Genomic DNA, 12,345 nt, shown 5'->3' on the forward strand with positions numbered 1-12,345 from the left:
CGCCTTCGGGCGGCCGGGCGGCGCTCATTGTTCGGCCTTCCGCGGATCGAGCGCGTCGCGCAGCGCATCGCCCATGAAAGTGAGCAGCATCAGCGTCAGCACCAGCACGCCGAAAGTCGACATCGAGATCCACCAGGCGTCGATGTTGGCCTTGCCCTGGCTCAGCAGTTCGCCGAGCGATGGCGTGCCCGGCGGCACGCCCAGGCCGAGGAAGTCGAGCGAAGTCAGCGCCAGGATCGCCGCGCTCATCCGGAACGGCAGGAAGGTCACGACCGGCGTCATGCTGTTGGGCAGGATGTGCTTCCACATGATCTGCAGGTTGCCGACGCCGAGCGCCCGCGCGGCGCGCACGTAGTCCATCTGCCGGTTGCGCAGGAACTCGGCGCGCACGTAGTCGGACAGGCCCATCCAGCCGAACAGGCTCAGCAGGATCAGCAGCAGCGAAACGCTGGGCGCAAAGATCGCGCTGAAGATGATCAGCAGGTAGAGCTCGGGCATCGAACCCCAGATCTCGATGAAGCGCTGGAACGCAAGGTCGGTCTTGCCGGCGAAGAAGCCCTGGATGGCGCCCGTGACGATGCCCAGCACCACGCCGACGAAAGTCAGCGCCAGGGCGAACAGCACGCTCACCCGGAAGCCGTAGATGAGTTGCGCCAGCAGGTCGCGGCCGCGGTCGTCGCTGCCGAGGAAATTTTCGGCCGACGGCGCCGCCGGATTCGGGGATTTCGCGAAGTAGTTGAGCGTCTTCGGGCCGTAGGGATTCGGCGCGTAGAGGGCCCAGTTGGCGCCGGCGGTGATGCGCTCGCGAATGAATGGATCGAGGTAGTCGGCCGGGGTCTCGAAGTCGCCGCCGAAGGTCTTTTCCGAGTAGTCGCGCAACACCGGAAAGTAGGTCTGGCCTTCGTAGCGCACCACCAGCGGCTTGTCGGTGGAGAGCACTTCGGCGAACAGGCTCAGCACCACCAGCAGCGTGAAGAGCACCAGGCTCCAGTAGCCGAGCCGGTTGCGCTTGAAGCGCAACCAGGCACGACGGCCGGGGGAAAGCGTGGCGCCGCCGCTAGTCAAACTTCACCCTCGGGTCCACCAGTACGTAGCAAAGATCGCTGACCAGCTTGGTCACCAGCCCGATCAGCGTGAACAGGTAGAGCGTGCCCAGCACCACTGGATAGTCCCGCCGGATCACGCTCTCATAGCTCAGCAGGCCCAGGCCGTCGAGCGAGAACAGCGTCTCGATCAGCAGGGAACCCGTGAAGAAGGCGCCGATGAACGCCGCCGGGAAACCTGTGACGATGGGGATCAGCGCGTTGCGGAACACGTGCTTCCACAGCACCTCGCGCTCGGTCAGGCCCTTGGCGCGCGCGGTCAGCACGTACTGCTTGCGGATCTCCTCCAGGAAGGAGTTCTTGGTCAGCATGGCCGTGACGGCGAAGCTGCCGAGCACCATCGCCGTCACGGGCAGCGCGATATGCCAGAGGTAGTCGACGATTCTCGCGCCCCAGCCCATGGACTCCCAGCCCGACGAGGTCAAGCCCCGAAGCGGAAACCACTGCAGTTGCCCGCCGAAGACCACGAGCAGCGCGACACCCAGCACGAAGCCCGGAATGGCATAGCCCACCAGCACCAGCAGCGTGGTCAGGAAGTCGAAGCGCGTGCCCGCCCTCACCGCCTTGGCAACGCCCAGCGGCACGGCGATCAGGTAGCTGATGAAGAAAGTCCACAGCCCCAGGCTGATCGACACCGGCATCTTTTCCTTGACCAGGTCCCACACGGCCTTGCGTTGATAGAAACTCGTTCCCAGGTCGAAGTGCGCATAGGACTTCAGCATTTGCCAGAAGCGTTCGAGCGGCGGCTTGTCGAAACCGTAGAGCTGCTTGATCTCCTCGATGCGCTGGGGATCGAGCCCTTGCCGCCCCCGATAGCCTGCGCCGCTCGCGGCGGCCCGCTCGCCACCGGAATCGCGGCCCTGCAACTGGGACACCATCTGCTCGACCGGCCCCCCCGGCACGAACTGGATCACGACGAAGGTCAACAGCAGCACGCCGAACAGGGTCGGCACCATCAGCAGCAGGCGTTTGAGGATGTAGCTGACCATCGCCTGCCTACTTGTTGGCGGGCGATGCCCACCAGGTGCTCATGGCCCAGTCGTGGGCGTCGTAGTAGGGTGGGATCACGGGGGGCAGCACGAAAGGCTTCGGATGGTAGCCGATCAGGAAGGCACCGCCGTAGTACTGCGGAATCGAGTAGTAGCCGTGGGAAAGCACGCGGTCCAGCGCACGCATGGCGGCGCTGAGTTCGGGACGCGTGGTGGCGCTCACGACCTTTTGCACCAGCGCATCCACGGCAGGGTCGGCGATGCCCCAGATGTTTCGCGAGCCATGGGTCGCGGCGGCCTCCGAGCCGAACAGCTCCAGCAGTTCGCCGCCCGGCGCCGTGCTGCCCGGCAAGCGCACGGTCGTCATCTCGAATTCGAAGTTGTCCATGCGCTGCTGGGCCAGCGAGAAGTCGACCGTGCGAAACGTCATCTGGATGCCCAGCTTCTGCAGCGCCGACTGGAACGGCGTCGCGACGCGGATCAGCGAAGGCTGGTCGTTGAGAAACTCGATCGTGAAGATCTCGCCCTTCTCGTCGCGCAAGGCGCCATCCCGATAAGTCCACCCTGCTTCAGCCAGCAAGGCGCGTGCCTTGCGCAGGTTCTCGCGCAGGCTGCCCGGCGGCGCGGTACTCGGCGAGACCACGGCAGGGCCGAAGACCTCGGGCCGCAGCTTGTCGCGCAAGGGCTCGAGCAGCGCCAGTTCTTCCGGCGTCGGCAGTCCTTCGGCGTGAAACTCGCTGTTCGGGAAATAGCCCTCGACGCGCTTGTACAGCCCGTAGAAGAGCTGCCGGTTGAGCCACTCGAAATCCACCGCGAGCCCGATCGCCTGACGCACCCGGATGTCCTTGAACTTCGGATTGCGCGCGTTGAAGACGTAGCCCTGGAAATCACCGGGGTTCCTGTTCTCGAAGGCGCGTTTCACGAGCTCGCCGGATTCGAACTGCTTGCCCTTGTACTGGCGGGCCCAGTTGCGCGAAGTGAATTCGCGCATGAAGTCGTACTCGCCGGCCTTGAGGCCCTCGAAGCGCGCCGTGTCGTCCAGGTAGATCCTGTAGGTGACGCGGTCGAAGTTGAAGAAACCCTTGCGCACCGGCAGGTCGGCCCCCCAGTAGCTCGGATCGCGCGTGTAGGTGATGTCCCGCCCCATGCGCGGGTTCACCAGCTTGTAGGGCCCCGAGCCGATCGGCAGGTCGGTCGTGATCTGATCGAAGGGCTTGCCGCCGCCCCAGGCCCGGCTGAACACCGGCATGCCGCCAACCACCAGCGGAAGCTCGGGATTGGGGCTCTTGAAATCGAAGCGCACGGTTCGTTCGTCGACTGCCCTGACGCCCTTCACTTCCGCATAGATCGTCTTGAACTGGGGGGCCGCCAGCTTGCTGGTCAGCGTGGTGAACGAGTGCACGACGTCCGCCGCCAGCACCGGACTGCCGTCGTTGAAACGCGCCTTGGGATGGATCCTGAAGGTGGCGGACTTCTTGTCCGCAGCGACCGCGACGTCCTCCGCCAGGAGGCCGTAGGCGGTGGTCGGCTCCTCCGAATTGCCCGTCAACAGGCTCTCGAACATCAGGTTGCCGATGCCGTACGGTGCCGTGCCCTTGAGCGTGAAGGGATTGACCTTGTCGAAGTTGGTCGGCCGCGTCGGCGGGACCATGCGGATCTCGCCGCCCTTGGGCGCCTGCGGATTGACATAGTCGAAGTGGGTGAACCCCGCCGGGTACTTGATGTCGCCGAACTGGGCGTAGGCATGCGCCGCCCAAGACGGCGCCGCGCAAAGCGCCAACACGAAAAGAAGCCAAACCCGCATGCGAGAATTCTGCCCAAGATTTACACGAGGTCGTCCCATGGGCTTTCTTTCCGGCAAAAAACTTCTGATCACGGGCGTTCTGAGCAATCGCTCCATCGCCTACGGCATCGCCAAGGCCTGCCATGCGCAAGGCGCCGAGCTGGCTTTCAGCTACGTCGGCGAGCGCTTCAAGGACCGCATCACCGAGTTCGCGGCCGATTTCGACTCCAAGCTGGTGTTCGACTGCGATGTCGGCGACGACGCCCAGATCGACAAGCTGTTCACCGACCTGGCCCAGATCTGGCCGAAGTTCGATGGCTTCGTCCACAGCATCGGTTTCGCACCGCGCGAGGCGATCGCCGGCGACTTCCTTGAGGGCCTGTCGCGCGAAGGCTTCAAGATCGCGCACGATATCAGTGCCTACAGCTTTCCGGCCATGGCCAAGGCGGCCCTGCCCTACCTCAACGACAAGTCGGCGCTGCTCACGCTGACCTACCTGGGCGCGATCCGGGCCCTGCCCAACTACAACACCATGGGACTGGCCAAGGCCTCGCTCGAAGCCTCGGTGCGCTACCTGGCCGAGTCGCTCGGCCCCAAGGGCATGCGCGTCAACGGCATCAGCGCCGGCCCGATCAAGACGCTGGCGGCCAGCGGCATCAAGGATTTCGGCAAGCTGCTGTCGGCAATCTCGAAGATCGCGCCGATGCGCCGCAACGTGACCATCGAGGAAGTCGGCAACGTCGCCGCCTTCCTGCTGAGCGATCTCGCGAGCGGCGTGACCGCCGAGATCACCTATGTGGACGGCGGCTTCAGCCAGGTGGTGGGCGGCGTGTCGGAAGGCTAGCCGCGTTCCGGACGATCGGGCGCGCCAGCGCCTTGGCGGTGGTTGGGCAGGGAGGACTTGTCAATGAACAAGATGGATCGACGGGCGTTCGTTCTGGCGGGGCTGGCCGCGCTGGCATCGACCGCGCTGGCCGGCAATGCCGCGCCTCCCTTGATGCTGGCCGAGGTGTATCGCCCCGGCATGTCGCTGGCGGACTACTGGGTCAGCGAGAAGTTCGACGGTGTGCGGGGCTACTGGGACGGCAAGCAGCTGTGGACCCGCGGCGGCGAGCGGATCGCGGCGCCGGCGTGGTTCACCGCCGCGCTGCCGGCAGTGCCGATGGACGGCGAACTCTGGGCCGGGCGCGGCCGCTTCGCACACGCGGTCTCGACCGTGCGCAGCCAGACGCCGAACGATGTCGCGTGGCGCCAGATGCGCTTCATGGTCTTCGATCTGCCGGCCGCGCCGGGCGACTTCACGAGCCGGCTCGCGGCCCTGCGCAAGCTGCTGCCGATCACCGAAGCGCCCTGGATCGTGCCGGTTCCGCAACTTCGCGCCACCACCCACGACGACCTGCAGGCCCTGCTCGACAAGACCGTGCGGATGGGCGGCGAAGGCCTGATGCTGCACCGGGGCGGCTCGCTCTACCGGGCCGAACGCAACAGCGACCTGGTCAAGGTCAAGCCCTTCGACGACGCCGATGCGCGCGTGATCTCCTACGTACCGGGCCGCGGCAAGCATGGCGGCCGGATGGGCGCGCTGTGGGTCGAGACGACCGACGGCAAGCGCTTCAAGCTCGGCGGCGGCTTCAGCGACGCCGAGCGCGAGAAGCCGCCGGCCATCGGCAGCTGGGTGACCTACCGCTACAACGGCACCAACCCGAGCGGCCTGCCGCGCTTTGCGCGCTTCCTGCGCGAGCGCCCCGACCTGAGCGACTGAACCGCGACCACGCGAATGCGTGCCTCAGGGCAAGATGCCCTGCCCCAGCTTCGACTCGATGTCTTCCAGCACCGGCAGCAGGTCGGCCACGCTGTCGATCACATAGTGCGCACCGGAGGCCTCGAGCTTCGCCGTGGCGGCGGCGCGCAGTTCCTGCTGGCGGCCGGGGTCGAGGGCCTGCCAGTCGGCCAGCGGCAGGCCGACCGCGTTGCCGCTGACCGCCAGCCCGACGGTCCAGGTGCCGGCGTGCAGGCCCTCCTCGATGCCGACGCCGGTGTCGTCCACCTTGACCACGGTCGACGGCGGCCAGACGCCGAGGTCGGCGAAACTGCGATACATCATCAGCGGGCTCGGCCGGCCCGCCGCCAGGTCGCCGGCGCAGACCAGGTTGTCCGGCACGTAGCCGCCGGCCGCCGCGATCGGTGTCACGATGTCCATGATCGGCCGGTTGTAGCCGGTGGTCGAACCGATCTTCAGGCCGCGCGCGCGCAAGGTGTCGACCATCTCGACCGCACCGGGAATGAAGTCGGCGAAGTCCGCCACGATGGCCGCGTTCATCGGCGTGAAGATCTCGTAGAGCCGGTCGACGTCGGCGTCGTCGAAGGGCTTGCCCTGGCGTTCCAGCCATTGGGCCGCCACATGCGGCAGGGTGCCGAGCGCCTTGATGTGGTCCCATTTGGCGACCCCCATCGGGCCGCGTGCGTCCTCGATGGTGATCGCGATGTCGAACTGCTTGAACAGCTTCACGAAGGCGCCCATGGGCGCGCAGGAGCCGAAGTCGATGATGGTGCCGGCCCAGTCGAAGACGACGGCGCGCAGGCGGGAGGGGAAAGGACTCATGGTCTCTGGATCTCGTCGATGAAGGGCTACCAGCCCGCGAACACGTCCTCGGCGATGCCGAAGGCGGTGCTGGCTCCGGTGCCGCTGGTGACCAGCACCAGCCGCGTGGCGTCGTCGGGCGCGTCGATCAGGCAGTCGGTGGTGGCCGAGGAGGGATAGATGCCGACCCAGCGCTCGCTGACGCGGGCCCGCTTCAGATGCAGCGTCCGGTGCAGGTGCTCGAGGATCAAATCGTCGACGCGCTGGTCGGCGAAGGGTTCGGGCGCTGCGCCGTAGTGGTGCGAATCGCCGACCACCAGCGAGCCGTCGGCGCTCTGCACCACGATCAGGTGGATGCCGTTGGCCAGCGATTCGGCCTCTTCGCGCTGCATCTGCTCGAGCAGGGCGGCGGCGGCCGGCAGCTTGCTGTAGCCGTGATAGCGCACCAGGCTCAGGTCGGCCATCACCGAACCGGGCAACTTGAATCCGGGTTCGGGCTGCACGCGCAGCATGTGCAGCAGGCACAGTTGCAGGCGATGGGGCGTCAATCGCTCGGCGAACAGGCCGTTGAGGTCGGTATTGGTGCAGACCGCGACCCGCTCGGCGTGCAGCATGGCACGCGAGGTGCGCACCCGCGGCGCGGCCACCTCGAGAACCGCCTCGCCGAAGCGGAACACCACGCCCATCGCCTCGGCCAGCCAGCGCGCCAGCAGCCCGATCGCGGTGCGCGACTCGACCCGCATTTCGTGCGGGCTGTAGAGCACGCCCTGCGCGCCGGCCAGCTGCAGCACCGGCGCCCGCGCGGCGGCCTCGGCGACCTCGAGCAGCTCGCAGCCCTCGCCCATCGGCGTGGCCATGAACGCCTTCAGCACTTCGAGCGCCTGCGGCCGGAAGGCGGTGAGCCAGAGCCCGTGGTGCAGGGTCTCGATGCCCGCGGCTGGCGCGACCTCCCCCCAGATCTCGCGCGCCCGGCGGGCCCGCCGCCAGGTGTCGCCGGCGCCCTGCCCGGTCACGGTGATGAAGCCGAAATTGCGGATCGAGGCGCCGACGCAGGCGGCGTCGCGCTCGACGACGCAGACCTTGAGTCCGCGCCGCGCGCCAGTGTAGGCATGGGCCAGGCCGACAATGCCGGCTCCGACGACCACGAGGTCGAAATGGGTGGGAGTGTCAGTCATGCGCTTCGAATCGGAAAGGCTCAGCGGGCCGGCGCGCGCCAGGCCTGCGTGCGCCGGTCGACCAGTCTGCCCAGTGCGAGATACAGCAGTGTGACAAGCGTCGAGACGCCGGCGATCAGCACCGCCATCGCGGCCGCCGGCCCGCTCTCGCCGGCCTCGTCGAGGTTGAGGATCGCCACCGCCGCCACCTTGGTGTCGGGCGAATACAGGAACACCACCGCCGAGATCGTCGTCATCGCGTTGATGAAGAAATAGCGCGAGACGTCGAGCAGGGTCGGCAGGCAGATCGGCAGCGTGACGCGCCAGAAGGTCTTGTAGATCGGCACCTTGAGCGAGGCCGAGACGGCCTCGAACTCGGGGTCGATCGCCTTCAGCGCGGTCACCATCGTCAGATGGCCGGTGGTGTAGAAATGGACGATGGTGCACAGCACCAGCAGCGCCATCGTCTGGTAGAGGACGTTGAGCGGATTGGCCGGCGCGTTGAAGAAGAAGATGTAGCCCAGGCCGAGCACCAGTCCGGGCACGGCCATCGGCAACATCACCATCAGCCGGATCGAGGCCCGCACCAGAGACAAGCCACGGGTCTTCTCGAGCATGTAGGCGCCGACGAACACCGCCGCCGTGCCGAACAGGGCCGTTGCCGACGCCAGCTTGACGCTGTTGAGCATCGCGTCGCCGAGCTCGGCGTCGACCAGGCCCGAGACGTAGTGCACCAGGCTCGGCGCCAGGTTGTAGGGCCACAGCGTGGCAAAGGAGGCGAACACCGCCATCCCGAACATCGCCAGCATCAGGGCGACGATCAGCAGGCAGTACAGCGTCATTGCCGCATCGAAGCGCGGCGAGCGCTTCGGCAGCAGCGCGACGGCGCGGGCCGACAGGGTCGAGGTCTGGCGCCGCTGCACCAGATGGTCGATCGCGAAGGTCAGCGCCGCCGGCGTCAACAGCAGCAAGGCGACCACCGCGCCGCGCTGGAAGTCCTGCTGCCCGATCACCAGCTTGAAGACGTCGGTCGCGAGCACGTTGAAGCTGCCGCCGACCACCTTGGGAATGCCGAAATCGGTGATGACCAGCGTGAAAGTCACCAGCGCCGCCGACACCAGCCCGTATTTGGCGCCTGGCAGCGTGATGGTGAAGAACTTGCGCCAGGTGGGGGTGCCGAGCGCATCGGCGGCCTCGTACAGGCGGGCATCGGCCAGCGTCAGCGCGGCCACCAGGATCATCAGCGTGTGCGGAAAGGTCGCGAAGCACTCGGCCAGCACGATGCCCGGCGCACCGTAGATGCCTTCGAAGCCGAGCGCCAGCCAGAGTGCCTTGGCGACGCCCTGGTTGCCGAACCAGTAGATCAGAGAAATCGCCGACAGCAGCGATGGCGCCAGCAAGGGCAGCAGCGTGATGGCGCGGAACACGCCCTTGAAGGGCATGCAGCTGCGCGTCAGCGCATAGGAGAACGCAAAGGCCAGCGGCACCACGATCAGCGTCACCAGCAGCGACACCCAGACGCTGTGCCAGAGGCTCTGCAGCAAGGCCGGCGAAGCCAGGTAGGCCGCGAAGTTGCCGAGCCCGGTCGCGCCCTCGGGCGCCTCCAGCGCCTTCGACAGGATGATCGCGAGCGGCGCCACCAGCCCGACCAGCAGCAGCAGCGCGGTACCGACGAGCGCCAGGTGCGCCAGCCGGTCGCCGGCCGGCACACGTTGCTTCAGCGGAGGTATCTTCAGGACCGCGGACATGGCCTGACTCCGTCGCCGCTCAGGCCTCGGCCAGCGGGAACACCCGCAGCCGATCGGCCCGCAGCGCGAAACGCAGCGAGGCGCCCTCGCGCACGTCGAACTCGTCCATCTGGTTGAGCGAGAACTGCAGTTGCACCGGCTGGTCGGGGATGCGGTCGACCGCGACTTCGGCCAGGCAGTTGCCGCCGAGGAATTCCACATGGCGCACGGTGCCGCTGCAGCGCAGCGGGTCGTCGTCGCGCACGCCGTCGACCACGCGGTCCTCGGGCCGCAGGTAGAGCATCACCGGCCGGCCGGGCCGGAAGTCGGCGCCGGCCTCCGGCGGGCACTGCAGCCGCAGCGCGCCACAGCGGAACCAGCGGTCCCCCTCGGCCACAGCTCGCAGCCGGTTGGCCTTGCCGACGAAGTCGGCGACGAAGGGCGATGCCGGCTCGCGATACACCTGCATCGGGGTGCCGACCTGCTCGATCGCGCCATGGTTCATCACCACGATGCGGTCGGCCACCGACAGTGCTTCTTCCTGGTCGTGCGTGACCATCACGGTGGTGACGCCGAGCTTGCGCTGCAGCGAGCGGATCTCGTTGCGCAGGTGCACCCGCACGATGGCGTCGAGCGCCGACAGCGGCTCGTCCAGCAGCAGCAGGCCCGGCGAGGTGGCCAGCGCGCGGGCCAGCGCGATGCGCTGCTGCTGGCCGCCCGAGAGCTGTGCCGGGTACTTGCCGCCGCTGTCCGGCAGGCCGACCAGGCGCAGCAGTTCATCGACCCTGGGCGCCGCCTGGGTCCGGGACTGGCGTCGATTGACCAGTCCATAGGCCACGTTGTCGCCGACCGTGAGGTTCGGGAACAGCGCATAGGACTGGAACATGATCCCGTAGTCGCGCCCTGACGGAGGCAGCACCGAGATGTCGCGCCCGGCCTGCAGGATCGTGCCCGAGGTCTGCGTCTCGAGCCCCGCGATGATGCGCAGCAGCGTCGTCTTGCCGCAGCCCGAGGGGCCGAGGAAACAGACGAACTCGCCGCGCCGGATCGCCAGGTCGATGCCCTCCAGCGCGGTGAAGCCGCCGAAGCGCTTGTGAATGCGCCGCAGGTCGAGGTAGCTCGCGTCGTCGCTCATGTGTGGCCGATCCGCCGGTGCTACTTCTTCTCGCTCTTGCCATCGTAGCGCTTCGACCATTCGGCCAGCGTGCGCTCGCGGCCTGCCGCAGCCTGGTCGAAGTTCATCTTGATCAGGCGCGACTCGTAGTCCGGCGGGATGTTGGCCAGCTTCGGCGCCACGCCCGGTTGGGCGGTCAGCGCGAAGTTCTTGCCGTAGAGCATCATCGCGTCCTTCGACGAAGCCCAGTCGGCCAGCTTCTTCGCCGCATCGAGCTTCTTGGTGCCCTTGTGGATCGCGAAGCCTTCGAGGTCCCAGCCCAGCCCCTCCTTCGGGAACACCAGCTCGATCGGCGCGCCCTTGGCCTTGTTCGTGTGGCCGCGGTACTCGAAGGAGATGCCGGCCACGTATTCGCCGGCCGCCGCCATGTTGCAGGGCTTGGAACCCGAGTGCGTGTACTGGCCGATGTTCTCGTGCAGCGCGTCCATGTACTTCCAGCCGCCGCCCTTGCCGGCGTCGTCGCCCCACAGCTGCAGCCAGGCCACGACATCGAAGTAGCCGGTGCCCGAGGAAGCCGGGTTGGGCATCACCACCTGGCCCTTGAATTCGGGCTTGGCGAGGTCCTTCCAGGTGGTCGGAATCGCGATGTTCTTCTTCTTGGCCTCGACCGTGTTGAAGCACACCACGGCACCGAAGACGTCCATGCCCCACCAGGCCGGCGGCGACTTCTTGTCCCGGTATTGCGACATGATGGCATCGAGGTTCAGCGGCGCGTAGGGCTCGAGCATGTCGTTGCGCTCGAACAGCGCCAGGCTCGAGGCCGCCACGCCCCAGATCACGTCGGCCTGCGGATTGGACCTCTCGGCCAGCAGCTTGGCCGTGACCACGCCGGTCGAGTCGCGCACCCACTTGATCTCGATGTTCGGCTGGACCTTGTTGAAGGCCTCCTGGTAGGCCTTGAGCTGGTCGGTCTCCAGGGCGGTGTAGACCGTGAGCTGGGTCTTCTGGGCCCAGGCACCGGCTGCGAAGGCCAGGCCGAGCGCGCCGGCCAGTATCGATTTCCAGAACGTCATGAAAAGGCACCTCAACAGTGGATGGGGGAATCACGGCGACGTGATGGGAGCCGTCAAGCAAGTTCGAGGCCTGGATCATCCGTTTTGTAAATCGTAGACAATCTACAGAGTGTGGCCTAGGATCGCCCCATGTCGACGACGCTCTCGCCCCAGGCAGCCATTGCACAACTGCAGGGCAACTCGCTCGCCAACCTGGTGCAGACCGAGATCGAGCGCTTGATTCTGGAAGGCGAGCTCGGCCCCGGCGAGAAGCTCACCGAGGCGGCGCTGGCCGATCGACTGGGCGTCTCTCGCGGTCCGGTGCGCGAGGCCTTCCGCATGCTCGAGGAAGCCGGCCTGGTGCGCACCGAGAAGAACCGCGGGGTGTTCGTGCGCGACGTGCCGATCGAGGAGGCGCTCGAGATCTTCGAGGTCCGCGCCGCGATGGACCTCTATGTCGGACGCAAGGTCGCCGAGACCATCCGTCCGGCCGAAGTGCGCGAACTGCGCCAGCTTGCCGACGCAATGGACCGCTCGGCCAAGGCCGGCAATGCGCCGGACTACCACCGGGTCAACCTGCAGTTCCACGACCGGCTGGTGGAGCTTGCGGGCAATGCCAAGCTCGGCGCCACCTACCGCAAGCTGATCAAGGAACTGTCGCTGTTCCGGCGCAAGAACCTGACCGACGAATCGATGGCGGTCTATGCGCGCGAACACCGCCAGATCGTCAAGGCGATCGCGGCCGGCGACGCCGAGGCAGCCGGCCAGGCGATGTACCAGCACGTGATGAACAGCCGCGCGCGCACCCTGCGCAACCACCAGAAATCAACCACCGCCTGAGA

At 67.0% G+C, this 12,345-nt stretch carries 11 protein-coding genes; 3 read left to right on the top strand and 8 right to left on the bottom strand.

The genetic code is table 11. From position 1 onward, the window contains the following. Positions 1-24: 24 nt before the first annotated feature. Genes AC1DYD_RS18095 through AC1DYD_RS18105 form a run of 3 tightly spaced genes read right to left on the bottom strand, consistent with a single transcriptional unit; the run spans position 25 to position 3,896 of the window. Positions 25-1,065 carry an ABC transporter permease gene (locus tag AC1DYD_RS18095; protein WP_478174129.1) on the bottom strand — a complete coding sequence of 347 codons (1,041 nt, stop codon included), beginning with the start codon at positions 1,063-1,065 and terminating at the stop codon, positions 25-27. Next, the gene (locus AC1DYD_RS18100) at positions 1,058-2,092 is read right to left on the bottom strand and encodes a microcin C ABC transporter permease YejB (RefSeq protein WP_478174130.1); all 1,035 of its coding nucleotides are present in this window, start codon (positions 2,090-2,092) and stop codon (positions 1,058-1,060) included. Before AC1DYD_RS18100 ends, AC1DYD_RS18095 begins: the two co-directional genes overlap by 8 nt. Positions 2,093-2,099: 7 nt before the next feature. Next, positions 2,100-3,896 (bottom strand): extracellular solute-binding protein, encoded by a 1,797-nt coding sequence (locus AC1DYD_RS18105; protein ID WP_478174131.1) that lies wholly within the window; start codon positions 3,894-3,896, stop codon positions 2,100-2,102. Between the two features lie 37 nt (positions 3,897-3,933). On the opposite strand from AC1DYD_RS18105, the gene fabI reads away from it, so the two are divergent. Beyond that, positions 3,934-4,719, top strand: coding sequence for an enoyl-ACP reductase FabI (gene fabI / locus AC1DYD_RS18110; protein WP_478174132.1), 786 nt, complete (start codon positions 3,934-3,936; stop codon positions 4,717-4,719). 72 nt (positions 4,720-4,791) lie between these two features. Then, positions 4,792-5,637 carry a DNA ligase gene (locus tag AC1DYD_RS18115; protein WP_478174218.1) on the top strand — a complete coding sequence of 282 codons (846 nt, stop codon included), beginning with the start codon at positions 4,792-4,794 and terminating at the stop codon, positions 5,635-5,637. Between the two features lie 24 nt (positions 5,638-5,661). Here the strand turns inward: AC1DYD_RS18115 and phnX are convergent, their stop codons facing one another. From phnX to AC1DYD_RS18140, 5 genes are read right to left on the bottom strand one after another with little or no spacing between them, the layout of a single operon-like run. Next, positions 5,662-6,477, bottom strand: coding sequence for a phosphonoacetaldehyde hydrolase (gene phnX / locus AC1DYD_RS18120; protein ID WP_478174133.1), 816 nt, complete (start codon positions 6,475-6,477; stop codon positions 5,662-5,664). A 26-nt stretch (positions 6,478-6,503) separates the two neighbouring features. Continuing rightward, a complete protein-coding gene (locus AC1DYD_RS18125) occupies positions 6,504-7,631 on the bottom strand; it encodes a TIGR03364 family FAD-dependent oxidoreductase (protein ID WP_478174134.1) in 1,128 nt (375 codons plus the stop codon). A 20-nt stretch (positions 7,632-7,651) separates the two neighbouring features. Then, positions 7,652-9,358 carry a putative 2-aminoethylphosphonate ABC transporter permease subunit gene (locus tag AC1DYD_RS18130; RefSeq protein WP_478174135.1) on the bottom strand — a complete coding sequence of 569 codons (1,707 nt, stop codon included), beginning with the start codon at positions 9,356-9,358 and terminating at the stop codon, positions 7,652-7,654. A 19-nt stretch (positions 9,359-9,377) separates the two neighbouring features. Further along, complete coding sequence (locus tag AC1DYD_RS18135; protein WP_478174136.1) at positions 9,378-10,472, bottom strand: putative 2-aminoethylphosphonate ABC transporter ATP-binding protein; 1,095 nt, start codon at positions 10,470-10,472, stop codon at positions 9,378-9,380. Between the two features lie 20 nt (positions 10,473-10,492). Continuing rightward, a complete protein-coding gene (locus AC1DYD_RS18140; RefSeq protein ID WP_478174137.1) occupies positions 10,493-11,524 on the bottom strand; it encodes a putative 2-aminoethylphosphonate ABC transporter substrate-binding protein in 1,032 nt (343 codons plus the stop codon). Positions 11,525-11,653: 129 nt separating this feature from the next. On the opposite strand from AC1DYD_RS18140, the gene AC1DYD_RS18145 reads away from it, so the two are divergent. Beyond that, entirely contained in the window at positions 11,654-12,343 is a 690-nt protein-coding gene (locus tag AC1DYD_RS18145) for a phosphonate utilization associated transcriptional regulator (protein ID WP_478174138.1), read from the top strand. Positions 12,344-12,345: the final 2 nt, after the last annotated feature.

The sequence above is a fragment of the Variovorax sp. P4_B11 genome, from assembly GCF_056402355.1.

Bases quoted from the DNA above. Each gene is read 5' to 3' on its own strand.
- AC1DYD_RS18100 (WP_478174130.1), bottom strand. From the start codon at position 2,092: ATGGTCAGCTACATCCTCAAACGCCTGCTGCTGATGGTGCCGACCCTG.
- AC1DYD_RS18105 (WP_478174131.1), bottom strand. From the start codon at position 3,896: ATGCGGGTTTGGCTTCTTTTCGTGTTGGCGCTTTGCGCGGCGCCGTCT.
- fabI (WP_478174132.1), top strand. From the start codon at position 3,934: ATGGGCTTTCTTTCCGGCAAAAAACTTCTGATCACGGGCGTTCTGAGC.
- AC1DYD_RS18115 (WP_478174218.1), top strand. From the start codon at position 4,792: ATGGATCGACGGGCGTTCGTTCTGGCGGGGCTGGCCGCGCTGGCATCG.
- phnX (WP_478174133.1), bottom strand. From the start codon at position 6,477: ATGAGTCCTTTCCCCTCCCGCCTGCGCGCCGTCGTCTTCGACTGGGCC.
- AC1DYD_RS18125 (WP_478174134.1), bottom strand. From the start codon at position 7,631: ATGACTGACACTCCCACCCATTTCGACCTCGTGGTCGTCGGAGCCGGC.
- AC1DYD_RS18130 (WP_478174135.1), bottom strand. From the start codon at position 9,358: ATGTCCGCGGTCCTGAAGATACCTCCGCTGAAGCAACGTGTGCCGGCC.
- AC1DYD_RS18135 (WP_478174136.1), bottom strand. From the start codon at position 10,472: ATGAGCGACGACGCGAGCTACCTCGACCTGCGGCGCATTCACAAGCGC.
- AC1DYD_RS18140 (WP_478174137.1), bottom strand. From the start codon at position 11,524: ATGACGTTCTGGAAATCGATACTGGCCGGCGCGCTCGGCCTGGCCTTC.
- AC1DYD_RS18145 (WP_478174138.1), top strand. From the start codon at position 11,654: ATGTCGACGACGCTCTCGCCCCAGGCAGCCATTGCACAACTGCAGGGC.